Annotated in this window: 24 protein-coding genes and 1 pseudogene; 8 read left to right on the forward strand and 17 right to left on the reverse strand. The window is 73.5% G+C overall.

Going from position 1 to position 21,546, the window contains the following annotated elements; translation table 11 throughout:
- Positions 1–80: 80 nt before the first annotated feature.
- The 3 genes from ACGF5T_RS10945 to ACGF5T_RS10955 form a co-directional block, all read right to left on the reverse strand.
- Positions 81–1,559, reverse strand: a complete 1,479-nt coding sequence (locus tag ACGF5T_RS10945; protein WP_361014979.1) for a hypothetical protein — start codon at positions 1,557–1,559, stop codon at positions 81–83.
- Positions 1,560–1,730: 171 nt separating this feature from the next.
- A complete protein-coding gene (locus ACGF5T_RS10950) occupies positions 1,731–4,085 on the reverse strand; it encodes a glycosyl hydrolase family 65 protein (RefSeq protein WP_366767133.1) in 2,355 nt (784 codons plus the stop codon).
- Complete coding sequence (locus tag ACGF5T_RS10955) at positions 4,082–4,822, reverse strand: beta-phosphoglucomutase family hydrolase (RefSeq protein ID WP_356604939.1); 741 nt, start codon at positions 4,820–4,822, stop codon at positions 4,082–4,084. Before ACGF5T_RS10955 ends, ACGF5T_RS10950 begins: the two co-directional genes overlap by 4 nt.
- Before the next feature lie 54 nt (positions 4,823–4,876).
- Here ACGF5T_RS10955 and ACGF5T_RS10960 point away from each other — a divergent pair, with 54 nt between their 5' ends.
- On the forward strand, positions 4,877–5,608 hold the full coding sequence (locus tag ACGF5T_RS10960; RefSeq protein ID WP_366767135.1) for a nucleoside/nucleotide kinase family protein: 732 nt from the start codon (positions 4,877–4,879) through the stop codon (positions 5,606–5,608).
- A 317-nt stretch (positions 5,609–5,925) separates the two neighbouring features.
- On the opposite strand, the pseudogene ACGF5T_RS10965 reads toward ACGF5T_RS10960, so the two are convergent.
- Together ACGF5T_RS10965 and ACGF5T_RS10970 are read right to left on the reverse strand one after the other, a co-directional pair.
- Positions 5,926–6,318 (reverse strand): annotated as a pseudogene (locus ACGF5T_RS10965) (DUF3662 domain-containing protein); the annotation flags it as partial.
- A gap of 85 nt (positions 6,319–6,403) precedes the next feature.
- On the reverse strand, positions 6,404–6,565 hold the full coding sequence (locus tag ACGF5T_RS10970) for a hypothetical protein (protein ID WP_356604942.1): 162 nt from the start codon (positions 6,563–6,565) through the stop codon (positions 6,404–6,406).
- A gap of 204 nt (positions 6,566–6,769) precedes the next feature.
- Between ACGF5T_RS10970 and ACGF5T_RS10975 the strand changes: the two genes are divergently transcribed.
- Together ACGF5T_RS10975 and ACGF5T_RS10980 are read left to right on the forward strand one after the other, a co-directional pair.
- Entirely contained in the window at positions 6,770–7,687 is a 918-nt protein-coding gene (locus ACGF5T_RS10975; protein ID WP_356604944.1) for a MurR/RpiR family transcriptional regulator, read from the forward strand.
- A 325-nt stretch (positions 7,688–8,012) separates the two neighbouring features.
- On the forward strand, positions 8,013–8,393 hold the full coding sequence (locus ACGF5T_RS10980; RefSeq protein ID WP_356604946.1) for a hypothetical protein: 381 nt from the start codon (positions 8,013–8,015) through the stop codon (positions 8,391–8,393).
- Positions 8,394–8,425: 32 nt separating this feature from the next.
- On the opposite strand, the gene ACGF5T_RS10985 is transcribed toward ACGF5T_RS10980, so the two are convergent.
- Both ACGF5T_RS10985 and ACGF5T_RS10990 read right to left on the reverse strand, forming a co-directional pair.
- Complete coding sequence (locus ACGF5T_RS10985; RefSeq protein WP_356604948.1) at positions 8,426–8,914, reverse strand: flavin reductase family protein; 489 nt, start codon at positions 8,912–8,914, stop codon at positions 8,426–8,428.
- Position 8,915: 1 nt separating this feature from the next.
- Complete coding sequence (locus ACGF5T_RS10990; protein WP_361014986.1) at positions 8,916–9,776, reverse strand: hypothetical protein; 861 nt, start codon at positions 9,774–9,776, stop codon at positions 8,916–8,918.
- Between the two features lie 129 nt (positions 9,777–9,905).
- Between ACGF5T_RS10990 and ACGF5T_RS10995 the strand changes: the two genes are divergently transcribed.
- Positions 9,906–10,652, forward strand: a complete 747-nt coding sequence (locus ACGF5T_RS10995) for a TetR family transcriptional regulator (protein ID WP_366767136.1) — start codon at positions 9,906–9,908, stop codon at positions 10,650–10,652.
- 150 nt (positions 10,653–10,802) lie between these two features.
- Positions 10,803–11,216, forward strand: a complete 414-nt coding sequence (locus ACGF5T_RS11000) for a zinc ribbon domain-containing protein (RefSeq protein ID WP_366767137.1) — start codon at positions 10,803–10,805, stop codon at positions 11,214–11,216.
- Between the two features lie 7 nt (positions 11,217–11,223).
- On the opposite strand, the gene ACGF5T_RS11005 is transcribed toward ACGF5T_RS11000, so the two are convergent.
- Together ACGF5T_RS11005 and ACGF5T_RS11010 are read right to left on the reverse strand one after the other, a co-directional pair.
- A complete protein-coding gene (locus ACGF5T_RS11005) occupies positions 11,224–11,610 on the reverse strand; it encodes a PPOX class F420-dependent oxidoreductase (protein ID WP_361014988.1) in 387 nt (128 codons plus the stop codon).
- A gap of 56 nt (positions 11,611–11,666) precedes the next feature.
- Positions 11,667–12,845, reverse strand: coding sequence for an aminotransferase class I/II-fold pyridoxal phosphate-dependent enzyme (locus ACGF5T_RS11010; RefSeq protein ID WP_366767138.1), 1,179 nt, complete (start codon positions 12,843–12,845; stop codon positions 11,667–11,669).
- A 163-nt stretch (positions 12,846–13,008) separates the two neighbouring features.
- Between ACGF5T_RS11010 and ACGF5T_RS11015 the strand changes: the two genes are divergently transcribed.
- Entirely contained in the window at positions 13,009–14,379 is a 1,371-nt protein-coding gene (locus ACGF5T_RS11015; RefSeq protein WP_361014992.1) for a S1 family peptidase, read from the forward strand.
- A gap of 159 nt (positions 14,380–14,538) precedes the next feature.
- Here ACGF5T_RS11015 and ACGF5T_RS11020 read toward each other — a convergent pair whose 3' ends face one another.
- The 3 genes from ACGF5T_RS11020 to ACGF5T_RS11030 all read right to left on the reverse strand — a co-directional run bounded on the left by ACGF5T_RS11020 (position 14,539) and on the right by ACGF5T_RS11030 (position 16,652).
- A complete protein-coding gene (locus tag ACGF5T_RS11020) occupies positions 14,539–14,724 on the reverse strand; it encodes a hypothetical protein (protein ID WP_053140922.1) in 186 nt (61 codons plus the stop codon).
- A 267-nt stretch (positions 14,725–14,991) separates the two neighbouring features.
- A complete protein-coding gene (locus ACGF5T_RS11025; RefSeq protein ID WP_356604963.1) occupies positions 14,992–15,687 on the reverse strand; it encodes a L,D-transpeptidase family protein in 696 nt (231 codons plus the stop codon).
- 164 nt (positions 15,688–15,851) lie between these two features.
- Positions 15,852–16,652: an SDR family NAD(P)-dependent oxidoreductase gene (locus ACGF5T_RS11030; RefSeq protein WP_366767139.1), complete on the reverse strand. Its 801-nt coding sequence runs from the start codon at positions 16,650–16,652 to the stop codon at positions 15,852–15,854.
- Positions 16,653–16,701: 49 nt separating this feature from the next.
- On the opposite strand from ACGF5T_RS11030, the gene ACGF5T_RS11035 reads away from it, so the two are divergent.
- On the forward strand, positions 16,702–17,241 hold the full coding sequence (locus ACGF5T_RS11035; RefSeq protein ID WP_356604967.1) for a hypothetical protein: 540 nt from the start codon (positions 16,702–16,704) through the stop codon (positions 17,239–17,241).
- Here ACGF5T_RS11035 and ACGF5T_RS11040 read toward each other — a convergent pair.
- From ACGF5T_RS11040 to ACGF5T_RS11055, 4 genes are all read right to left on the reverse strand, one after another.
- Entirely contained in the window at positions 17,225–18,139 is a 915-nt protein-coding gene (locus ACGF5T_RS11040) for an SDR family oxidoreductase (protein WP_361014999.1), read from the reverse strand. The genes ACGF5T_RS11035 and ACGF5T_RS11040 overlap by 17 nt on opposite strands.
- Before the next feature lie 153 nt (positions 18,140–18,292).
- Positions 18,293–18,922, reverse strand: a complete 630-nt coding sequence (locus ACGF5T_RS11045) for an MBL fold metallo-hydrolase (RefSeq protein WP_366767140.1) — start codon at positions 18,920–18,922, stop codon at positions 18,293–18,295.
- Complete coding sequence (locus tag ACGF5T_RS11050; RefSeq protein ID WP_356604973.1) at positions 18,922–20,010, reverse strand: S-(hydroxymethyl)mycothiol dehydrogenase; 1,089 nt, start codon at positions 20,008–20,010, stop codon at positions 18,922–18,924. Before ACGF5T_RS11050 ends, ACGF5T_RS11045 begins: the two co-directional genes overlap by 1 nt.
- A 183-nt stretch (positions 20,011–20,193) precedes the next feature.
- Complete coding sequence (locus ACGF5T_RS11055) at positions 20,194–20,478, reverse strand: hypothetical protein (protein WP_356604975.1); 285 nt, start codon at positions 20,476–20,478, stop codon at positions 20,194–20,196.
- A 186-nt stretch (positions 20,479–20,664) separates the two neighbouring features.
- On the opposite strand from ACGF5T_RS11055, the gene ACGF5T_RS11060 reads away from it, so the two are divergent.
- Complete coding sequence (locus ACGF5T_RS11060) at positions 20,665–21,030, forward strand: nuclear transport factor 2 family protein (protein WP_356604977.1); 366 nt, start codon at positions 20,665–20,667, stop codon at positions 21,028–21,030.
- 9 nt (positions 21,031–21,039) lie between these two features.
- On the opposite strand, the gene ACGF5T_RS11065 is transcribed toward ACGF5T_RS11060, so the two are convergent.
- Positions 21,040–21,540, reverse strand: coding sequence for a metallophosphoesterase (locus tag ACGF5T_RS11065; RefSeq protein WP_366767141.1), 501 nt, complete (start codon positions 21,538–21,540; stop codon positions 21,040–21,042).
- Between the last annotated feature and the right edge of the window lie 6 nt (positions 21,541–21,546).

A 21,546-nucleotide genomic window follows, 5' to 3' on the forward strand; every position in this document is an offset into this window, starting at 1 on the left:
CGCTGCGTCGGCTCGTGATCTCGGTGTCCGGTTCGCGTTTCCCGATACGCGATCTCTAACCCGGTCCGAGCCGGTGATCTTCAGCGCCGGGGTGCCACCCGGACGGTCAGGTCGGTGACGCGGTGCGGCGTCCAGTCGCGGGCGTAGCCGGGCGTGGCGCCGCCCGGCCCCGTGACGGCGGCGACCGGGATCCGGCGGGCGGTGTCCAGGATCTCGCCGGCGGTGGTGTTCTCGTTGTTGCCGCTGGTCGCGCCGGAGGAACACCCGGCGTAGTAGCCGATGGGGATGGACTCGTGACCGGTGACCAGGCAGGGCGGGCGGACGCCGAGCCGGTGCAGCTCGTCGGCGACCCGGGACCAGTCCCGGCGACTGGCGATGTTGCGGTCCACGGTCCCCTCCAGGACGGCGAACTGCACCGCCAGGTGTCCGGCGAGCGCGAGCGCGACCACGGTCGCCGCCACCGGCCGCCACCGGCCGCGTTCCGTGCGGACCAGGTGCCACAGCGCGTCGGCGACCGGGACGGCCAGCAGGGCGTAGGCGGGCTGCAGGAAGCGGGGCGCCGCGTAACCGATCATGAACAGGTAGGGCAGCGCGGCCGTCCCGGCGCACACGAAGGGGATCACCGTGGGCGCGGCACGCCTGGCCCGCACCGCGACGACCACGCCGAGGGCGGCGACGAAGGGGAGCAGGACCCACCACGCCGTCACCACCGGGTGCGGCATCGATCCGGTGCACGGGCGGCACAGGCCCCGTCCGCCCAGGCTGCGCATCTGGTCGTCGACGGCGAGGTTCCAGCCGAGGCCGCCCTGGATCTCGGAGGCCCGGGAGAGCCGCTCCCCGAGGCCGCCGTACCAGCCGTAGGCCTCGATCACCCACTCCACTCCCCCGGCCGCGAGGCCTCCCACCAGGGCGAGCAGCAGCAGCCGGCGGCCTCGGACGAGAGCGAGCGCCAGCAGCGGCAGCGCCACCCAGACGGCGTCGGTGGGCCGCATCCACGCCATCAGCGCGGTCCCGGCGACCACACCCCACGGCGCGGCCCGGCCGGGCAGCCCCTGCCAGATCCGCAGGAAGCAGCCGACGCAGACCAGGGCACCGACGGCGACCCAGTAGTTGGGCATGGCCTGCGGGCCGTAGAAGAGGGTCACCCACAGGGTGGCGAAGAAGGCCCCGGCCGTGGCCAGGACGCGGGACGGAAAGAGGCCCCGCCAGGACCGCAGCGCGAGATACAGGCCGAGACCGGAGAGCACCGCGAGGTAGACGCGCAGCAGTTCGACGGACGAGGACCAGGAGGCGACGGGCGCCACCAGCAGGGAGACGCCCCGGGAGCGGGGCGCGCTGAAGAACGCGGCGGGGTGGTGGGAGGTGACCTGGCTGACGTACACCGTCTCGTCCCAGCCGAGCCCCATGCCCGGGTGGACGAAGACCAGTTGGACCACCGTGAAGACGGCGGCCACCGCCGCGAGCAGGGCGTCTCCGCCGGGTCGCCGCGGGGCACCCTTCATCGTGTCCGCCCCGCCCCGCCGTCCGCCGGCCAGCGTGGCGTTGGCGCCGTCGGCCATCGTGCACCCCTCACCCCCGCTCGTCGCGGAGCCGCTCGGTCCTCACCTCCTGCCGCCGGTGGCGGGAGCCCGGAAACCCGGAAAACAAGGTCAAACTAACCCGTGTGCCACCGAAGCGCAGGGCGGAACTCGGCCAGTCGCGTCGTACCGCCCCTCCCCGCACCGGGCCGGTCACCGGTCGTTGGGGCGGCGGTGCGGGGGCTGTTCGGGCGTGGGGCGCCGCTTGGGCGCGGGGATGGCACGAGCGACGGGGCCGTCCCCGTTCACGGGCAGCGCCGTCCCGTGGTGATGGATCGTCAGGGGCTCGCCCTCCAGCAGCGTGTACGTCGCCTTGTCGGCCTCGATCTCCACCCGAAGGCACCGGCCGCGGAACTGGAGCCGGAAGGCGAGGCGGCTGAACTTCTCCGGCAGGCGCGGCGTGAAGCTCAGGCTCTCACCGTCCCGGCGGGTGCCTCCGAACCCGGCGACCAGCGCCATCCACGTACCGGCCAGGGAGGCGATGTGCAGTCCGTCGCGGGTGTTGTGCTCCAGGTCCGCCAGATCCATCAGGGCGGCCTCGGCGGCGTAGTCGTAGGCCAGGCGCAGATGGCCGGTCTGGGCGGCGACGACGGCCTGGCAGCACGCGGACAGGGAGGAGTCCCGCACGGTCAGCGGCTCGTAGTAGGCGAAGTTGCGGGCGATCTGGTCCTCGTCGCAGTGGGCGTCGAACCAGCTCCCGCAGGTGTACATCGCCAGCACCAGGTCGGACTGCTTGATCACCTGCTTGCGGTAGAGGTCGAAGTAGGGGAAGTGCAGCATCAGCGGGTACTGGTCGGCCGCGGTGCGGGCGAAGTCCCAGCGCTGGTGGCGGGTGAAGCCCGAGTGCTGCTCGTGGACGCCGAGTTCCTCGTTGTAGGGGATGTGCACCGATTCGGCCGCGTCCCGCCAGGCGGCGCTCTCCTCGTCGTCGACGCCGAGCCGGACCGCCTCGTCGGGGTGGCGTTCGCACACGTCGGCCGCGGCGAGCAGGTTCGAGCGGGCCATGAGGTTGGTGTACGTGTTGTCGTCGGTGATGGCGCTGTACTCGTCCGGGCCGGTGACCCCGTCGATGTGGAAGACGCCGTGGTGGTCGTGGTGGCCCAGGGAGCGCCACAGCCGGGCCGTCTCCACCAGGAGTTCCAGCGCGGTGTCCCGTTCGAAGGCGGTGTCGCCGGTCGCCGCCGTGTACCGGACCGCGGCGTGCGCGATGTCGGCGGCGACGTGGAAGGCGGCGGTGCCGGCCGGCCAGTACGCGGAGCCCTCGGAGCCGTCGATGGTCCGCCACGGGAACGCGGCACCGCGCAGCCCGAGCTGGGTGGCGCGGTCCCGGGCCGCGGGCAGGGTGCCCTGCCGCCACCGCAGCGCCTCGGCGACGGCCCTGGGCTCGGTGTAGGTCAGGACGGGCAGCACGAACATCTCGGTGTCCCAGAAGGCGTGACCGTCGTAGCCGGAACCCGTCAGCCCCTTGGCCGGGATCGCCCGCTGCTCGGCGCGGGCCCCGGCCTGCAGCACGTGGAACAGGGCGAAGCGCACCGCCTGCTGGATCTCCTCGTCGCCGTGCACCTCGACGTCGGCCCTGGCCCAGAAGTCGTCCAGGTAGGCGCGCTGCTCGGCCACCAGGCCGTCCCAGCCGCCGTGCGCGGCCGCCGCCAGCGCCGCCTCGACCTGGTCCCCCATCGCGGGCCGGGAGCGGGCCCCCGACCAGCCGTGGGCGACCGTCTTCTGCACCCGCAGCCGCTCGCCCGGGGTGAGGACGGAGGTGATGGTCAGCCGGGCCACGTCACTGCTGCTCTCACTGCGGTGCGCGGTCCCCTCCGGGCCGTCGACGACGTGGTCCGCGGCGACGGCGACCCGCAGGTCGCTGCGCCGGGTGCGGTGCACCATGCGCAGCCGGGTTCCGATGGCGATGTGCTCCTCGGGCTCCAGGGGCGACTCCAGCGCCCTGGCCGTCCGCGGGTCGCCGTCCGGGTCGGGCAGGGTCTCGTTGGCGACCACCTCCGACTGGATGACCACCCTGGTCCGGCTGTCGACGGGCTCGATCTCGTACTGCACGGCGGCGATGGCCCGCTGGGTGAGGGAGACCAGCCGGGTGGAGCGCACCCGGATGGTCGTACCGGCCGGGGAGGTCCACTCGCAGCTCCGCTCCAGCACGCCGCGCCTGAGGTCCAGGGTGCGTTCGTGCTTGCCGAGCCGGCCGTAGCGCAGGTCGAACGGCTCGTCGTCGACCAGGAGCCGCAGCAGCTTGCCGTTGGTGACGTTGATGACGGTCTGGCCCGCCTCCGGGTAGCCGTAGCCGGCCTCGGCGTACGGCAGCGGGTGCAGTTCGTAGACGCCGTTGAGGTAGCTGCCGGGCAGGCCGTGCGGTTCGCCCTCGTCGAGGTTGCCGCGCCACCCGATGTGCCCGTTGGACAGGGCGAAGACGGACTCGCTCTGGGCGAGGAGGTCCAGGTTGAGGTCCGTCTCGCGCACGGACCAGGGCTCGACGGCGTACGTCCGGTTGGTGATCACGCGCGGCCTCCCAGCTCGTCGAGGTCCTTGACGACGCGGTCGGCGCCGTGGGCGTAGAGGGCGTCGGTCTGGCCCACGCGGTCGACGCCGACGACGTAGCCGAAGTGACCGGAGCGTCCCGCGTCCATGCCGGCCAGCGCGTCCTCGAAGACGGCGGCGCGGGCGGGCTCGACACCGAGGTCGCGGGCGGCCGCCAGGAAGGTGTCGGGGTGTGGCTTGCCCGGCAGGCCCCGTTCGCGGGCCACCACGCCGTCGATCCGGACGTCGAACAGGCGCTCGGCGTCGATGGAGCGCAGCACGTCCCGGGTGTTGGCGCTGGAGGAGACGATCGCGGTGGCGAGGCCCGCGGCGCGGACCGCGTCGATGTAGCGCAGCGTGCCCTCGTAGGGCTCGACCCCGTCGGTGCGGATCTTCTCCAGGACCAGCTCGTTCTTGCGGTTGCCGATCCCGTTGACGGTCCGCGCGTCGGGTGGGTCGTCGGGGGCGCCCTCCGGCAGTTCGACACCGCGGGAGGCGAGGAAGGTGCGCACGCCGTCCGCGCGGGGGCGGCCGTCGACGTACTCGCCGTAGTCGGAGTCGGTGAAGGGGCGGAAGTCCGCGCCGTCCCGCCCGCGCAGGAAGGCGTCGAACGTCTCCTTCCAGGCGGCGGCGTGCACCACCGCCGTCCTGGTGACGACCCCGTCGAGGTCGAAGAGACAGGCCTGGATGTCCTCGGGAAGCCCGAGCTGCGTCGTCATACCCGACACAGTTCCCCACCGGGGCGGCTCCGATCAGGTGACACACTGTTCGGCGTGTCCCTCGCCTTCGACGACCTCCTCGTACGCGCCCGCGCCCTCGCGGAGGGCCGGCCACGCGCGATCCTCGGCATCACCGGTGCTCCTGGCGCCGGGAAGTCGACGCTGGCCCGGTCCCTGGTGCGGGAGCTGAACGGGGACGGTGCCCCGTGGGTCGCGTACGTGCCCATGGACGGCTTCCACCTGGCCGACGCCGAACTGGACCGGCTCGGCCGCAGGGACCGCAAGGGCGCGCCGGACACCTTCGACGCCGCCGGCTACGCCGCGCTGCTGCGCCGCCTGCGCGAAGAGCACGACGAGACCGACGAGCACACCGAGGGCTGCGACGACGTCGTGTACGCGCCCGGCTTCGAGCGGGTGCTGGAGCAGCCGATCGCCGGGGCGCTGCCGGTGCCGGCGTCGGCGCGGCTGGTGGTGACGGAGGGCAACTACCTGCTGCTGGAGACCGGCGCCTGGGCCCGGGTGCGCGCCCGGCTCGACGAGGTGTGGTTCTGCGAGGTGCCGGAGTCCGTGCGGGTGAGCCGGCTGGTGGCGCGGCACGAGCGGTTCGGCAAGTCCCGTGCGGACGCGCTCGCCTGGACGCTCGGCAACGACCAGCGCAACGCCGACCTGGTCGCCGCGGTCCGCGACCGCGCCGACCTGGTGGTGCCGGCGGGGGCGATGCCCCACGCGGGGCACGGCGAGGACCGGGGGGCCGGTCCGGGGCCGAGCCGGGCGCCCGGCGCCTGAGTCCGGCCGGAGGGGTGCCGCCCGGCAGGCGGGCAGGCGTCGCCGGACGGAGGACCCTAGGCGTCGCCGAACGCCGGCCGCACGGCGGCGGAAGCGGGGGCCGGCGCGGCGACGACGGCCGGAACCGGGGTGGCAGCGACGGCCGGAACCGAGGCCGGCGCCTGAGCGGGAGCGGGCGGCGGAGCCGGAGCCGGAGCCTGCGCCGGAGCGAAGGCCGGGTCCGGGGTGACGGCCGGGGCGGGCGCCGTGGCCGGGTCCGGTGCGGGGGACGGTTCGCTCGGTCGGGCCGCCTCTCCCGCGGGTCGGGGCTTCGACTCCGCGTGCGGGAAACCGTCGGCGCTCACGTGCGGCATCACGCTGCTCGCCACGTGGTAGCGGCCGTTGGGCACGTCGTCCGACCTGGTGATGTGCACGGCCAGCGGACCGGCCCACTCGTACCCGTGCCGCTCGGCGTGGCGGACCAGGCTGTCGGTGAGCACCTGCCCCACCCGGCCGTCACGACACGCCAGTTCGTCGTGGACGGCGCCGGCGAGCGCGACGTCGTAGGCGTTGGGGACCATGACCCGGCCCGCGGGTGAGACCACGGCGTTGTCGTCGCACTCGGTGTGCAGGGCGTCGAGGAGTTCGACGGGGTCCTTCTCGAAGAGCCGCGCCCAGAGCGCTTCCAGACGGTTCTCCAGGGATTTCTCCAGCGCGCTGATGGCGCCCATACGATGTCACCTGCCGGGGGTCTCGGGGGCGGCCGTCCGGGGGCGGCCCGGTCGGGGTGCGGCTGTCGGACGCGCTATCGGACGGTCACTGCTCGTCGAAGTCGTCGGGGCGGACATGCGCCTCCTCCAGGGCTTCGCGCAGGGTCCGGCCGGTGCCTCCCGGGGGGCGGGGAGCGTCGTCCTCGTGCCGGCCGAGCACGTCGTCGGTGGTGTCGGTCTTCGGCCGGTTCTCTTCCGGGACGGTCATGACTGCCTCTCCTCGTGCCTGCTGCGACTGCTGACGAGCGGCGGGTTCCCGCGGAGCGCGGTGCTATCCCCCGCGGCGGGGAGACCGGTCCCGGGCGCCGCGGAGTCCGGCCCGCGCGCAGGGCGCAGCGGCCTGTGACGCCACCCTGCCGGACACGGGGAGTGAGCTATGTTGACCTCCGTGGGAGACAAAGGAGGCGCACCCGTGCCATCGCCGCAGCAGACACGCGCGCAGGCATCGGCGATCACCTCGGGACGGGCTGCACCCGAGGCGGAGGTCTCCGCGACGACCCGGCTCAGGACGCTGTTCGACCGGCCCCGCCTCTCCCCGGGACAGCGGCGCATCGCGCAGTACCTGATCGAGCACCTCCCCGAGGCGGCGTTCCTGTCGATCACCGACCTCGCGGACCGGGTGGGCGTGAGCCAGCCGTCGGTGACGCGGTTCGCCTCGGCGGTCGGCTTCAGCGGCTACCCGGCGCTGCGGGAGCGGCTCCAGTCGATCGCGCTGGGCAGCCGCGGCGGTGCCCCGGCCGAGGAGAACCGGGGCAACGAACTCCAGGCGGCCGTCGACGCCGAGATCGAGAACCTGGAGAACCTGCGGCGCGACTTCGCCGACGCCGACCGGGTGATCGACCTCGGCCGCAAGCTGGCCGCCTCGGCGCCACTGACCGTCCTCGGTCTGCGGATCTCCGTCTCGCTCGCCGAGTACTTCGCCTACGCCGCCCGCCGTGTCCACCCCGACGTGCGGCTGGTGACGCGGGGCGGCAGCGTCGCCTACGACGCCCTGCTCCAGTCCCGGGAAGCCGGGGGCACCTGGGTGCTGGCCTTCTCCATGCCCCGGCACGCCCACGAGACGCTGGGCGCCGTCCGGGTGGCCCGCGGCGCCGGGCTCAAGGTGGCGCTGATCACCGACCTGGCGCTCGGCCCGCTGGTGGACGAGGCCGACGTGACCTTCGCGACCGGTACGGGATCGCGCCTGGTCTTCGACTCCTACGCGGCGCCGGGGGTGATGTGCGCGGCTCTGCTCCAGGCCATGACGGACGCCGATCCCGAGCGCACGCAGGCCCGCCTGGAGGAGTACGAGCAGGTCGCCGAACAGCACCAGTTCTTCTTCCGGGACTGAGCCGGCCCCTTCCTTCACGGGATCCGCACGACGATCGGACGGTACGGACGGGACCTTCCGGGTCACAGCAGGCATGAATGTTTTCATACGTCTTGCAAAGCGGATGGCATATATAAATACTGCTCACGGATCGCGACCCGGCCGCCCCGGAGCGCGTCCGCACCTGCGTGAACATCCCAGGCCGTCGACTCCTACCCGCTCCGGCGGCACCCGGGATGTTCCGCCGGGCATCGCCTGCGCGAGCGCCCGTGGCGGTCCCGGTCGTCCCCTGGACCGGGACCGCCCCAACCCGTCGCCCCACCCGTCGACGCCGCACACGGAAGCGATGATCATGCCCCTGACGACCACGCGCCTCAGTCCGGACTGGCCCTGCCAGGTCAAGACCCCCGGCAGCTACGACTGGGAGCGCTCGGCGGCCAAGTGGCTGCGTGAGCTGGTGCCGGCCCGCTACGCCGGGTACCCGGCGCTGATCCGCCACCCGGTGCTGCTCGCCCGCCACGCGCAGATCCAGGTCCAGCACGAGGTCCGGGTGGCCCGCACCGCGCTGCAGACGGCCCGGGCCGACCTGCCCCGGCTCGGTCTGCCCGAGTCGGTCATCGAGCACACCATCAAGCTCTACGCGGCGGAGGTCCTGCAGTTGCAGCACATCGCACGCAGCGTGCGAGCCGTCACCGACGCCCTGGTCGAGCGGTCCGCCGGGCGCTGACCCTTCAGCGCTCAGCGCTCAGCGCTCAGCACTCAGTCCACGGGATGCCCCGGCCGGATGGTGCGGGTGTCGGCGAGGCGGAGCGGCGGCGTGCCGGACGCCTCCCGGCCGCCCCACTCGACCGGGTCGAGGACGAAACCGACGTGGTCGCCTCCGGGGACCCGCTCGACGACGCGGCCCACGAACCACGCCTCGGCGTCCTCCAGCACGACCGCCCCGCCGTGTCCCCGGCGCCAGCCGACCTGCTGGAACTTGTCGACGCGGTCACCGGTCCGCCCGCCGAACAGCTCGGCCGTGGCGCGCCGGTCGCGGGCCAGCAGGTGGACGGCCAGGACGTCGGCGGACCGGGCCACGCGGAAGGTGTGGTTCACCTCGGAGAGCCACACGACGAAGCGCACGGGATCGAGGGAGCACTGCGACGAGAAGCCGACCAGGCAGCCCGCCCGCTCCCCGTCCGCCTCGGCCGTCACCACGCACATCTCCGGGTCGAGCCGGGTGAGGAACGCGTCCATGGCGGCCATGCTAGGTCCTGTCGGCCGGGGCGGTCCCGGTCGCGAGCAGGCGCCACAGGGCGGCCCGCAGCGCGGTGACGAACGCGACGCGGCCCGCCTCGTCGAGGGCGTCCAGCGACAGATAGGGGTTCAGGTCCTCCAGCTCGACCAGGAGCAGCTCGCCGCCGGGGGCCCGGCAGGCGTCGACGCGCTGGATGCCGTGGTCGATGCCGTTCCACCCGATGAACCGCCGCGCGAAGGCCAGGTCCCGCTCGGACGCGTCGTACGGCTCCAGTTGCCAGCGCCGGTCGGGGCGCGGCGCGTAGAGGGCGTACTGGAAGTCGTGGTCGACGAAGTAGAAGGAGATCTCGTGGACGAAGTCGATCCGCGGCTGGACGAGGAGGTCCCCGGCCCCGGCGCGCACCGTCTCCCGGACGCGGTCCGCGGCCACGACCCGCAGCCCCACCGAGTCCGCGCCGAGCCGGGGCTTGACGACGTACTCGTCGGCCGGGGGCAGCAGGTGGAGGTCCTCGGACCTCCCGACGGTCGGGATCACCGGGTGGCCCGCGGCCGTGAGGTCGATCAGGTACTGCTTGCCGGCCATGTCCGCCCGGCCGGTGAGCTGGTTGTAGACGCGGGTGCCGCGCTCGGCCGCGCGTCGGCGGAAGGCGTCGTACGCCTCCTGGTGGCCCAGCACCGGACCGCTGTTGCGGACGACGACGGCGTCGAAGGCGTCCAGCAGCGCCGCCGCCTCCTCCGGGTGGCACAGCGCCAGATCGAAGTCCTCGCGCAGCCTCGAGGTCAGGAAGATGTCCTCGTCGCAGTAGCGCCGTCCGCGAGCCTCGTAGGCGAGGTCGGTGACGTACAGGAGGCGGGGGCGGGCGGGCGGCATGCGGAACTCCTCGAGGGCTGACCGGAAATGATCGTATGCGACCGGCACCGTCGAGCAAGGGGAGCACTCAGTTCCCCCGATGGCTGCACTGAGTGCCACGCACGTCGGTGAGCTGCTACTTTCCCCTCCATGAGTTCCAGCAGCGCGGCACCCCGCCGCGGGGACGGGGCGGACGCGGCGGGCACCCGGCCGCCGATGCGGGAGGCGTTGGTCGCGGCGGCCTTCCGGCTGTTCCTGGAGCGGGGCTACGAACAGACGACCGTCGACGACATCGTCGCGCTCGCCGGTGTCGGTCGGCGGTCGTTCTTCCGCTACTTCCCTTCCAAGGAGGACGTGGTCTTCCCCGACCACGAGCGGTGCCTGGCCGACATGACGGCCTTCCTGGCCGACTCCCCGGGCGAGGCCGACCCGGTACGGCGGGTCTGCGACGCGGCCCGGCTCGTGCTGCGCATGTACGCCGAGAACCCGGCCTTCTCGGTGCAGCGCTACCACCTCACCAAGAAGGTGCCCGGGCTGCGCGCCTACGAGCTCTCGGTGGTCTGGCGCTACGAGCGCGCCCTCGCGGAGTACCTGCGCGGGCGCCTGGGAGGGCTGCCGGACGGCACCCTGCGGGCCGACGTGATCGCGGCCGCGGTGGTCGCGGCGCACAACAACGCCCTGCGCTCCTGGCTGCGTTCGGAGGGCCGGGACGACGCGGGCGCCGGGGTGGACCACGCGCTGCGGTACGCGCAGTCCACCTTCGGCGACGTGCCCGCCGCGTCCCCGGCCGGGGCGGATGACGACGTGGTGGTCGTCGTCGCGCGGCGCGGGACGCCGTTGTGGCAGGTGGTACGGGAGGTCGAGACCGCGTTCGTCCCCGAGGGACGGGACGGCTGACGACCTCGACAATCGAGGGTACGGAGTGCCTTTACGACTGGCACTGAGTGCCATACCCTGTGGGCGTGCACGGTGGCACAGCGACCGCGCACACGCGTGCCCGGTCGACCGCGCACGCGGGATTCCGGCCCGAGTGCAGGGAGTTGCAGCGTGTACCACCACTCAGGAAACGTCGCCCAGCAGGCAGCCGGCTCCGCGACGGGCCTGCTCGACCCCGAGGCGCCGGGCACCGAGGCCATCGTCTTCCAGCGCTGCACCTGGTGCGGCACGACCATGTACCACCGGGTGCTGTGCCCGGTCTGCCGCGGCAGCGAACTGCGGACGGAGCGGAGCGAGGGCGCGGGGACGGTGCGGCACGCCACGGTCGTGCACCGCAACACCCCGGCCGCGCGCAACGTCTCCCTGATCGAGATGGCCGAGGGCTTCGTGCTGCGCGGCCGCGTCATGGGCCCGCTCATCGGCATCCACAGCGGCGACCGGGTGCGGTTGTCCACGGCCAAGGACCCGGTGCGGGGCGAACCGGTCTTCCAGCTGGTCGACGAGCCCTACCGCGCCTGGACCTGAGGACCGGTCAGGGCGTCGGGACGATCCGGATGCCGACGGTGCCGTCGAGGCCCCGGCGCAGCCGGCTGCCGAGCAGGGTGAGCCGGCCGACGACGCCGTACTTGCGGGCGATCAGCCGGCGGTAGCGGCCGGTGGCGGCCGGGTCGCAGATCTCCGCCGTCCCCGGCACCTGTTCGCCGGTGGCCCTGCCGCGCACGTCGCACGGTCCGATCAGGACGTCCGCGCGGTTGCGGACCCGCTTGACCTTCCAGGAGTCGGCCGCCGTCCACACGCCCAGCGCGTCCCCGTCGCGTACGACCCACACCGGGGTGGCGACCGGGGTGCCGTTCTTCCGGTAGGTGGTGACCAGCAGGTACTTGCCGGCGCCGAGCCGGTCCAGTGAGGCGTCGTCCATGATCCCGCAGTCTAGGCGCCAACCCCCGGTACGGGGGCGGTCCGTGGCCACTCGGCTCAGTCCAGGGCGGCCGCCATCCTCCGTACCGCCTCCGTGAGCACCTCCGGCGAGGCCGCGAGGTTCAGGCGCACGTGCCCCGCACCGCCGGTCCCGAAGGGGATGCCGGAGCTGAGGGCCACCCGGCCGCGGCGGAGGAAGACCTCCGCCGGGTCGTCGCCGAGGCCGAGTGCGCGGCAGTCGAGCCAGGCGAGGAAGGTCGCCTCACCGGCGCGGTGGACCACGCCGGGCAGGTGCTCGGCCAGCAGGCCCGTGAGCAGCCGCCGGTTCTCGTCCAGCCCGGCCAGCACCGCGTCCAGCCAGTCGGCGCCGTCGCGCAGGGCCGCGGTGTGGGCGAGGACGCCGACATGGCTCGGTCCGTGACCGACCTCCTCCGGCATCCGGGCCAGATCGGCGGCGGCGCCGGGCCCGGCCAGGGCGAGCGCCGCCTTGAGCCCGGCCAGGTTCCAGCCCTTGGACGCCGACATCAGCGCGAGGCCCCGCTCGGCGCCGGGCACGCTCAGGTACGGCACGAAGCGCGCGCTCGCGGTGACGACCGGCGCGTGGATCTCGTCGGCGACGACCCGCACGCCGTACCGCTCGGCGAGGGCGGCGACGGCGGCCAGCTCCTCGGCGGTGTGCACGGTGCCGGTCGGGTTGTGCGGGCTGCACAGCAGGTGGGCGGCGCTCCCGCCGTCGGCCGCGGCCCGCCGGTACGCCTCCTCCAGCACGTCGAGGTCGATCCGCAGGTCCGCGCCGAGCGGTGCTTCGACGATCCGCCGGTCCATGTGCTCCACGAACTGGTAGAACGGCGGGTACACCGGCGGGTTCACGATCACCGGATCGCCGGACCCGGTGACCAGCCGGAGCATCTCGACGACGCCCAGCATCACGTCCGGCACGATCGCGGTGCGTTCCACCGCGAGGCCGTCCCAGCCCCAGCGCTCGCCCGCGAAGGCGGCCAGGGCCTCGGCGTAGGCGGTGCCGGCGGGGTAGCCGGTGTCACCGAGCCGCAGGGCCTCGGTGACGGCGTGCACGACGGGGCCGGCGAGCGGCACGTCCATCTCGGCCACCCACAGCGGCAGCACGTCCGGGGGGTAGGTGCGCCACTTCATGCTCGTACGGCGGCGCAGCTGGTCGAGGGTGAGCGCGCGCAGGGGGTTCGGTCCAGCGGGCGGAGGCTGCGGGATGCTGGTCATGGGGCTCAAGATAGGGGGCCGCGGGGGATGACGCGCCCCCGGCCGGACGAGAGCGCCGGGCCGGTGAACACCGGCGCGCCCGGCCGCGTATGGGAGGAGGGCGCCCGACGTCCGGAGGCCCCCGCGGCGGCGACGCCGCGTGGTCGGGTTCGGGAGCGCATGCATGAGGCACGCACGACGTCGCATCGTCCGGCGAGTGGCACGGCTGGCGGCCGTCGGAGGACTCCTGCTCGGGGGGACGATGGTCACCCGGGCCGTCGCGAGCGAACCGCCCGGCCCGTCCACCGTGCCGCAGACGACGGTACGGGCCGCGTCCGGCACCGGCGCCGGGCTCGTGTCACGGCTGGGCGCCTCCCGGACGGCGGGCCACTGGCTCGACGCCGAGGGGCGGCCCGTCGTCGCGGTCACCGACGGGAGCACGGCCGAGGAGGTGCGGCGGGCCGGCGTCGAGCCGAAGGTCGTGCCGCACAGCATGTCCGAGCTGAGGTCGGCGGCCGCCACGCTGCGTGCGGCCCCGCGGGTGCCCGGGACGGCCTGGGCGTTCGACTACCGGGCGAACGAGGTGGTGGTACGGGGTGACAGCACGGTCTCCGCCGCCGACTGGTCGCGTCTGACGGGCGTGGCGGAGGGCATCGGGGACTTCGTCCGCATGGAGCGCTCCGAGGGGCAGTTCACCACGCGTCTGAACGGCGCCGAGCCCATCCGTTCCACGGCGGGGCGCTGCTCGGCGGGCTTCAACGTGACCGACGGGCGGAGCGAGTTCATCCTGACCGCCGGTCACTGCGGGCCGACGGGGTCCGTCTGGTTCGGTGACGGCGGCGGCGGCCGGCAGGTCGGCAGGACGGTCGCCGGGAGCTTCCCCGGGGACGACTTCTCCCTGGTGGAGTACGCGAACGGCAAGGCGGGCGACGGCGCCGACGTGGTGACGGTCGGGGGCGGGAAGGGCGTGCGGATCACGGGCCTGGGCGAACCGGCCGTGGGGCAGCGCGTCTTCCGCAGCGGCAGCACCAGCGGGCTGCGCGACGGCCGGGTGACCGCGCTCGACGCGACGGTCAACTACCCGGAGGGCACGGTGACCGGCCTCATCCAGACCGACGTGTGCGCCGAACCCGGGGACAGCGGGGGGCCGATGTTCTCCGAGGGCCTCGCGCTCGGGGTGACGTCGGGCGGCAGCGGCGACTGCGACAACGGCGGAACGACCTTCTTCCAGCCGCTGCCGGACGCCATGGCGTCGCTCGGCGTCCGGCTGCTCGTCTCGCCGCGGGAGGGGGCGGCTCCGGGGGCCGCGCCCTCGTCACCGGCCGCCACCGGTGGCGGCGGGGGCGCTCCGGGCGCCGCGGCACCGGGAGTAGCGGCGCCCGTGACGGGCGTCGACGGCTCGACCCTGCTCTCCCGGCTCACCGACCGCCAGAACGTCGGTCCCGGGCTGCTCGTCGTGGCGGGCAGCGTGGTCGCCCTGGTGGCCACCCGGTGGATCCGCGCGGAACAGGACCGCAAGTCCTACCGGCGGCACTACTCGGCGACGTGGGGGTGAGCCGCCGGGCGACCGTGACCGCAGGGCGGCCCAGCGGCCCGGGCGCCCCGCGACAGGTACGCGAGGCGGGCGTCGTCCGTGGTCATGAGGAGGGCACCCGTCCCGTGGAGGGGCGTCCCGGGCCGGTGATCCGATGCGCCGAGGAGTGTCGGACGCCGGTCAGGCGGCCCGCACCGGGTCCGGGGCCGCGGCGGCCCACTCCAGGACGAGCCGCTGGTACTCCGCGCGCTGCTCGACGCTCAGTGTCCCGCCCGACCGGAGCCACAGGGCCCGGATCTCCTCGTTGACCTCGGCAGCCGATCGCTCGGAGGAAGGTTCAACAGTGGTGGACATGCTGTGAAGCATACGGCGCCGCGCGTGAAGACGATGTGAGTAATCGCGGCCCAAACGGACATAAGGGACCGTGTTGCTGATCACGTCGATCACCCCATCTGTCAAGACCTGTCGACCAGTTCGTTACCGGAGACTGTGTCCCACCGCACACGGCCCGCTCCTTCACATCCGCGCCGCCCCCGGCACGAGTGCCGCCCGCGCGGGCAGTCGGTGATCTGCGTCACCAGGGCGCCCGGGGTCCGGCCGCGACACGGCGGCGCGGGCCGGGCGCCCCGTCCGTCAGGTGCCCGGCTTGCGGCCGTACACGAAGACGTCGTCGCCCTTCTTCAGCAGGGACCAGTACTTCTTGGCGTCGGTCTTCGTCATGTTGACGCAGCCGTGGGAGCCCGGCGGGTTCCACATGCTGACGCCGGCCGAGTGGAAGGCCTGGCCCCCGTCGAAGAACTGGCTGTAGGGCATCGGCACGTCGTAGATGGTCGAGTGGTGGTCGATGTTGCGCCAGTAGACCTTCTTGAGCCCGGTGCGGGTCTCGTGGCCGTTGCGCCCGGTGCGGACCGGCACCGGTCCGTACACGAGCTTCTTGCCGTCCTGGATCCAGCTCAGCTGGAGGGTGAGGTCCACGCAGGCGATGCGGCCCTTGTTCACCGGGCACTTGCCCGACTTGTTGGGGGTCTTGCCGACCGCCTTCTGCTTCTGCATCAGGTCCATCACGCCCCAGGTGACGGGGCCCGCGTAGCCGATGTTCGGCGTGATGCCGTGCTTGGTCTGGAAGGCGCGGATCGCCTTGCAGTCGGCGGAGGACTGCTTGCCGTCGACCGGACGGCCGAGGAACTTCTCCACCTTCTTCTGGTACGGGCCGGTCTGCGTGGTGCAGCTCGCCGCCTGGGCCGGCGTGGCGCCCAGGACGAGTGTGAGCGGCGCCACCAGCGCGGTGACCCCGAGTGCGACGGCACCCCGTCTGCGTATGTCCCCCATGGCGGTCAGCCTTTCGCGTCGAAGCGTCGGAAGTGGGCGGAAGGTCGCCCGTGGTGCGATTCCCGACTGCTAGACCGCCGTCCGGCGACTTCGGTTGCCCGCCACGGCCACGTCGCGACGAAACGGTGACAAAGACGACCGCCCGCCGGGCCCGGCGGGCTCGCTCAGTCGGCGTCGCCCCACTCCCGGACCGCCTGCCGGAAACCGGTGTTGACGGCGGTCAGACCGCCGTCGACGACCAGCGTGGTGCCGGTGACCCAGGCCGCGTCGCGCGAGGCGAGGAAGGCGACGGCCGCGGCGATGTCCTCGGGTTCGCCGACCCGGCCCAGCGGGTACAGCCGACGGAGCGCCGCCAGATCCTCGTCCCGCCCCTCCCAGGCCGTGGTGCGCACGGTGCCCGGCGTCACGAGGTTGACGCGGACGCCGCGCGGTGCGGCGTGGCCGGCGAGGGTGCGGGTCAGCGAGGCGAGACCGGCCTTGGCCGCGCTGTAGGCGTGGTTGCCGAAGTCCTGGACGCCGTTGACCGAGCCGATACTCACGATCGCGCCGCGCCCCGAGGCCGCCAGGTGCGGGAGCGCCGCCCGGCAGCAGCGGTAGGCACCGGTGAGGGTGATGTCGAGGTCGCGGGCCCAGACCTCGTCCGGTCCGTCCTCGAAGAGCGGGGCGTCGGGCGAGCACGCGTAGGCGTTGTTGACCAGCACGTCCAGGGTGCCGAAGGTGGCCACGGCGTGGGCCACGGCCGCCTCGACGGACGCCCGGTCACCCACGTCACAGGCGAACGCCTCCGCGGTGAACCCCTGTTCCGCCAGCTCCCCCGCCGTCCGCCGCGCCGCGTCCGGGTCGACGTCGGTCAGCAGCACCCGTGCCCCCTCGGCGGCGAGCCGACGCGCGGTGGCCGCGCCGATCCCACGGGCCGCGCCCGTGACGAGTACCCCGTGGTCCGCGAAACGCCCTGTCTCCGTCATGCGCCCGACCGTACTGCCGCGCCGGTCGGGCGGGCAGTACGGTGCGTCCATGTCCGCGTTCCTCCAGCAACTCCCGGCTCTCATCGGCGTCGTCATCGGCGCGCTCGGTTCGTACCTCGCCGTGGTCCGCAGCGACGGGGCCCGGTTCCGCCGGGAGACCGCGGCACGCTGGGAGGAGCGGCGGCTCGCCGTCTACGCCGACTACGCCCGGACACTGAAGAAGTCCGTCACGCTGACGTACCGGATCGCGGCCCACCTCGGAAACGACCCCCACCCGCACCCCCTGTCCCCCCAGGAGGCCGCGTCGGCGCAGGCCGAGGCCACGTTCGCCCGGGACCCCGCCGGCGAGGCGCTGCTCCTGCTGGGCAGTGCGGAGGTGGTGGAGAAGGCACGGGTCTGGGTCGTGACGGTGATGGAGATGGAGCGCTTCCTGCGCGAGGAGACGCACGACCCGGACGCGTGGCAGACGCTGCTGGAGCGGCAGCGTGCCGGACGCGAGGGCTACTACACGGCCGTGCGCCAGGATCTGGCGCTGCCACCGGGGCACCCCGCCCGGTGGCCGCTGCCGCCGGTCAGCGGTAACCCGTGACGTCGGCCGGCTTGTCGGCGTCCTGGACCTCGACGAGATAGCGCCAGGCGTCCGGGCGGCTGCCGTCCAGGTCGGTGAACCCGTACTCCTGGGCGAGGCCCCCGCTGGAGAGGGACCGGCCGTTGAAGCGCGCCACGTCCGGGTCGGCGGCGAGAGCCGTGACGGCGCGGCCGACGTAGCGGGGCGTCTCGGAGATGGCGAAGTGCGGGACGCGGTCGAGGGCGTCGCGCCAGTTCTCCTCGCGCACGCCGAAGTGATCGAGCATGATCTCCGAGCGCAGCCAGCCCGGCGTCAGCGCGACGGCCGTGGCACCGCGCGGCCCCAGTTCCTGGCCGAGGGCGAAGGCCATGCGCAGGACGGACGTCTTGGCGAGGTCGTAGAAGAAGGAGACGCGGTAGTGGTCGCGGTTGTAGTCCTCGGTGCCGTCGGTGACCTCGACCACCAGGCCGCCGGGGTGGCGCAGCAGCAGCGGCAGCGCGTGGTGGCTGGTGATGGCGTGGGTCTCGACCGCCAGCCGCAGGAGCCTGAGCCCGTTGTCGAGATCGTGCTCCCAGACGGGGCTGTCCCACGCGAAGAGGTTCTCGCCGCCCCAGATGTCGTTGACCAGGACGTCGAGGCGGTTCTGCTCGCGGGCGACGCGGTCGACGAGCACGGCGACCTGCGCCGGGTCGAGGTGGTCGGTGGGTACGGCGATGCCGTGGCCGCCGGCCTCGGTGACCAGGTCGGCGGTGTCCTCGATGGTCTCGGGGCGGTCGTACTCCGAGCGCCGGGCGCGGGTGCTGCGCCCGGTGACGTAGACGGTGGCCCCGGCCGCGCCCAGTTCGACGGCGATACCGCGTCCGGCGCCCCGGGTCGCCCCGGCGACGAGTGCGACCTTGCCTTCCAGTGACCGTGACATGTCCGGCCTCCCGTTTCTCCTCGTTCACGTGTCCGCGCGAGCGGTCTCGTGATCGAGAGTGCCGTGAAAGCCGGACAACTTCTGTCACCTTTTACGCGTGTCCCGTACTTACCGCGGACCGCTCGCCGGGCTCCCCCGTCCCCGCTGGGCGGATCAGTGCCCGCGGGCGATCCACTCCTCCAGGTGCGGTGCCTCGGCGCCCACGCTGGTCGGGTCGCCGTGGCCGGTGAGGACCTTGGTCGCGGGCGGGAGCACGAGCAGCCGGTCGCGGATCGAGTCGATGATGGTCGGGAAGTGGGAGTACGAGCGTCCGGTGGCGCCGGGGCCGCCCTGGAAGAGGGTGTCGCCGGTGAACACGGCGCCCAGCCCCGGGTCGTACAGGCAGACCGCGCCGGGGGCGTGCCCGGGGGTGTGCAGGACGGTGAGGTCGGCACCGGCGGCCTCGATGACCTGCTCGTCGGAGAGCCAGGCGTCGGGGTCCCGGTCGGGGTGGGTCTGCCGCCACAGCGGCAGGTCGTCCCGGTGCAGCCAGATGGTGGCGCCGGTGCGCTCGGCCAGGGCGGGCGCGGCGTTGACATGGTCGTTGTGGGCGTGGGTGCACACGATGGCGGTGAGCCGCCGGTCCCCGACGGCCTCCGCGATGGCGTCGGCGTCGTGGGCGGCGTCGATGACGATCACCTCGTGGTCGTCGCCGACGAGCCAGACGTTGTTGTCGACGTCCCAGGTGCCGCCGTCGAGGCTGAACTGCCCGGAGATGACGAGGCGTTCGATGCGGGCGGCCATCACAGCACCACCACCGAACGCAGCACGTCACCGGCGTGCATCCGCTCGAAGGCCTGCTCCACCTCGTCGAGCCGGATGGTCTCGGTGACGAACTTGTCCAGGTCCAGGCGGCCCTGGAGATGGAGGTCGACGAGCATCGGGAAGTCCCGGGAGGGCAGGCAGTCCCCGTACCAGGACGACTTCAGCGCCCCGCCGCGCCCGAAGACGTCGAGCAGGGGCAGTTCCAGCTTCATCTCGGGGGTCGGTACGCCGACCAGGACGACGGTGCCGGCCAGGTCGCGGGCGTAGAAGGCCTGCCGGTAGGTCTCCGGGCGGCCGACCGCCTCGATGACGACGTCGGCGCCGAAGCCGCCGGTCAGTTCGCGGATCGCCTCGACGGGGTCGGTCTCGCGCGAGTTGACGGTGTGGGTGGCGCCCATGCCCCGGGCGGTCTCCAGCTTGCGGTCGTCGATGTCCACGGCGATGACCTTCGCGGCCCCGGCCAGGTGGGAACCGGCGATCGCCGCGTCGCCGACGCCGCCGCAGCCGATGACGGCGACCGTGTCGCCACGGCCGACGTTCCCGGTGTTGATGGCGGCGCCGATGCCGGCCATCACCCCGCAGCCCAGCAGGCCGGCCACCTGTGCCGGGACGCCTGGGTCGACCTTGGTGCACTGCCCGGCGGCGACCAGCGTCTTCTCGGCGAAGGCGCCGATGCCGAGGGCCGGGGAGAGTTCCTGGCCGGTCGAGGCGAGGGTCATCCTCTGCTCGGCGTTGTGGGTGTCGAAGCAGTACCAGGGCCGCCCGCGCAGACAGGCCCGGCACTTCCCGCACACGGCACGCCAGTTGAGGATGACGAAGTCGCCGGGCGCCACGTCGGTGACGCCCGCGCCGACCGACTCCACGACGCCCGCCGCCTCGTGTCCGAGCAGGAAGGGGAACTCGTCGCTGATGCCGCCCTGTTTGTAGTGCAGGTCGGTGTGGCACACCCCGCAGGCCTGAACACTGACCACGGCCTCGCCCGGGCCGGGGTCGGGCACGACGATCGTCTCGATCCGCACCGGTTCGTCCTTGCCCGGTGCGATCACGCCGCGTACTTCCTGCGCCATGGTCTGTGAACCCTTCCTCGGCCGTTCCACGTTCCGTCCGACCCTACGCGCAACCGGTCGGCGAGGGGTGCCACGACGGCGTACGACGTCGGCGCCGCGGGGCCGGCGGGCGCGCCCGCCGTCGCACACGTGTGAGGGCCGCCCGTTGCCGGGCGGCCCTCGACGGCGGGTGCGGTCCGGTCGTCAGCCCAGGGCGGGGACGACGCCGAAGACCGGGGAGACCAGGCCGGTGACCTGCTGGAGCTGGTTGAGGTCCTGGAGCCGGTGCAGCTGCTGGGAGGGCCGCGGCAGCTCGGCCCGGTCCTCGGCGGGCACGTCGCTCACCGCGAGCGAGTCCAGCGTCTTCAGCACGCTGAGCTTGTCGGCGCCCGGCGCGCCCCCGTCGGCCGCGCTCGCCATGGGCGCGGCGAGGCCGGTCACACCGGCGGCGAGCCCGACAGCGGCGACGATACGTCGTGTTGAGATCATGCCCGGTGCAACGCCGGCGGGCCGGTGGCGGACACGGGCGACTGGTCCCGCTCACCCGTCAGGACCAGTGGCCCGGCCGCGTTGCCGCGGGCGCCCGGACGGAGGAGGCTCGTAGGAGGGGGCCAGGAGGAGGGGGCCCGGTGGTCCGTCCCTCCGCGGGCGGGCCGCGCTGCGGAGGAGGACGTCATGGGTACCCACGCACACTCCGGTTTCGACGTCGAAGCCCTGCGCCGGGGCATCGAGGGAGACACGGCGGCCCCCCTGGTGTCGCTCTACGCGAGGGACGCCGAGGTGCGCGTCGTCGACCGGTACGACCAGCCCAGCCGCCCGAAGGTGCTGCGCGGCCGGGACGAGATCGCCGAGATGCTCGACGACGTGTACACCCGCGACATGACGCATCGACTGGCGCGGTGCGTCGTCCAGGGCGACCAGGTCGCCTTCACCGAGGAGTGCACGTACCCGGACGGCGTGCGGGTGCTCGCGGAGTCGATGCTGTCGCTGCGGGACGGCGAGATCGTGGAGCAGACCACCATCCAGGCCTGGGACGAGTAGCCGGCGGTCCTACCGTCTCGGCAGTCGGTGCAGTTCGACGTCCTGGAGCCTGCCGCCGGTGACCCCGGCCGTCATGTAGGTGCAGTACGGCTGCCGTCGCCGGTCGGTCGGCGACCCCGGGTTGAGCAGGCGCAGACCGGTCCCGGCGGTGGTGTCCCAGGGGATGTGGCTGTGCCCGAAGACCAGGACGTCGAGGTCCGGGAAGCGGGCGGCGCAGCGTGCCTCGCGGCCCTGGGCGGCGCCGGTCTCGTGGACGACGCCGAGGCGCAGGCCCCCGAGTTCGGCCCGGGCCACCTCGGGCAGCCGGGACCGCAGGTCCGGGCCGTCGTTGTTGCCGTACACGCCGACGAGTCGCCTGCTGAGGCTCTCCAGCAGGTCGAGGGTGTCGGTGTCGACCCAGTCCCCCGCGTGCACGACGACGTCCGCGCGCGGGATCTCCGCCAGCAGCCCGGCGGGCAGTTGCTTGGCCCGCTTCGGCAGGTGGGTGTCGGACATGAGCAGCAGGCGCACGCCACC

Origin of the sequence: Streptomyces sp. NPDC047853 (genome assembly GCF_043204535.1) — a bacterium.
Lineage (GTDB): Bacteria > Actinomycetota > Actinomycetes > Streptomycetales > Streptomycetaceae > Streptomyces.

Bases quoted from the DNA above. Each gene is read 5' to 3' on its own strand.
- ACGF5T_RS10980 (WP_356604946.1), top strand. From the start codon at position 8,013: ATGATCATGCCCCTGACGACCACGCGCCTCAGTCCGGACTGGCCCTGC.
- ACGF5T_RS10945 (WP_361014979.1), bottom strand. From the start codon at position 1,559: ATGGCCGACGGCGCCAACGCCACGCTGGCCGGCGGACGGCGGGGCGGG.
- ACGF5T_RS11050 (WP_356604973.1), bottom strand. From the start codon at position 20,010: ATGGCGCAGGAAGTACGCGGCGTGATCGCACCGGGCAAGGACGAACCG.
- ACGF5T_RS11015 (WP_361014992.1), top strand. From the start codon at position 13,009: ATGAGGCACGCACGACGTCGCATCGTCCGGCGAGTGGCACGGCTGGCG.
- ACGF5T_RS11055 (WP_356604975.1), bottom strand. From the start codon at position 20,478: ATGATCTCAACACGACGTATCGTCGCCGCTGTCGGGCTCGCCGCCGGT.
- ACGF5T_RS10970 (WP_356604942.1), bottom strand. From the start codon at position 6,565: ATGACCGTCCCGGAAGAGAACCGGCCGAAGACCGACACCACCGACGAC.
- ACGF5T_RS10995 (WP_366767136.1), top strand. From the start codon at position 9,906: ATGAGTTCCAGCAGCGCGGCACCCCGCCGCGGGGACGGGGCGGACGCG.
- ACGF5T_RS10955 (WP_356604939.1), bottom strand. From the start codon at position 4,822: ATGACGACGCAGCTCGGGCTTCCCGAGGACATCCAGGCCTGTCTCTTC.
- ACGF5T_RS10985 (WP_356604948.1), bottom strand. From the start codon at position 8,914: ATGGCCGCCATGGACGCGTTCCTCACCCGGCTCGACCCGGAGATGTGC.
- ACGF5T_RS11020 (WP_053140922.1), bottom strand. From the start codon at position 14,724: ATGCTTCACAGCATGTCCACCACTGTTGAACCTTCCTCCGAGCGATCG.
- ACGF5T_RS11025 (WP_356604963.1), bottom strand. From the start codon at position 15,687: ATGGGGGACATACGCAGACGGGGTGCCGTCGCACTCGGGGTCACCGCG.
- ACGF5T_RS11005 (WP_361014988.1), bottom strand. From the start codon at position 11,610: ATGGACGACGCCTCACTGGACCGGCTCGGCGCCGGCAAGTACCTGCTG.
- ACGF5T_RS11060 (WP_356604977.1), top strand. From the start codon at position 20,665: ATGGGTACCCACGCACACTCCGGTTTCGACGTCGAAGCCCTGCGCCGG.
- ACGF5T_RS11045 (WP_366767140.1), bottom strand. From the start codon at position 18,922: ATGGCCGCCCGCATCGAACGCCTCGTCATCTCCGGGCAGTTCAGCCTC.
- ACGF5T_RS11035 (WP_356604967.1), top strand. From the start codon at position 16,702: ATGTCCGCGTTCCTCCAGCAACTCCCGGCTCTCATCGGCGTCGTCATC.
- ACGF5T_RS10990 (WP_361014986.1), bottom strand. From the start codon at position 9,776: ATGCCGCCCGCCCGCCCCCGCCTCCTGTACGTCACCGACCTCGCCTAC.
- ACGF5T_RS11040 (WP_361014999.1), bottom strand. From the start codon at position 18,139: ATGTCACGGTCACTGGAAGGCAAGGTCGCACTCGTCGCCGGGGCGACC.
- ACGF5T_RS11010 (WP_366767138.1), bottom strand. From the start codon at position 12,845: ATGACCAGCATCCCGCAGCCTCCGCCCGCTGGACCGAACCCCCTGCGC.
- ACGF5T_RS11030 (WP_366767139.1), bottom strand. From the start codon at position 16,652: ATGACGGAGACAGGGCGTTTCGCGGACCACGGGGTACTCGTCACGGGC.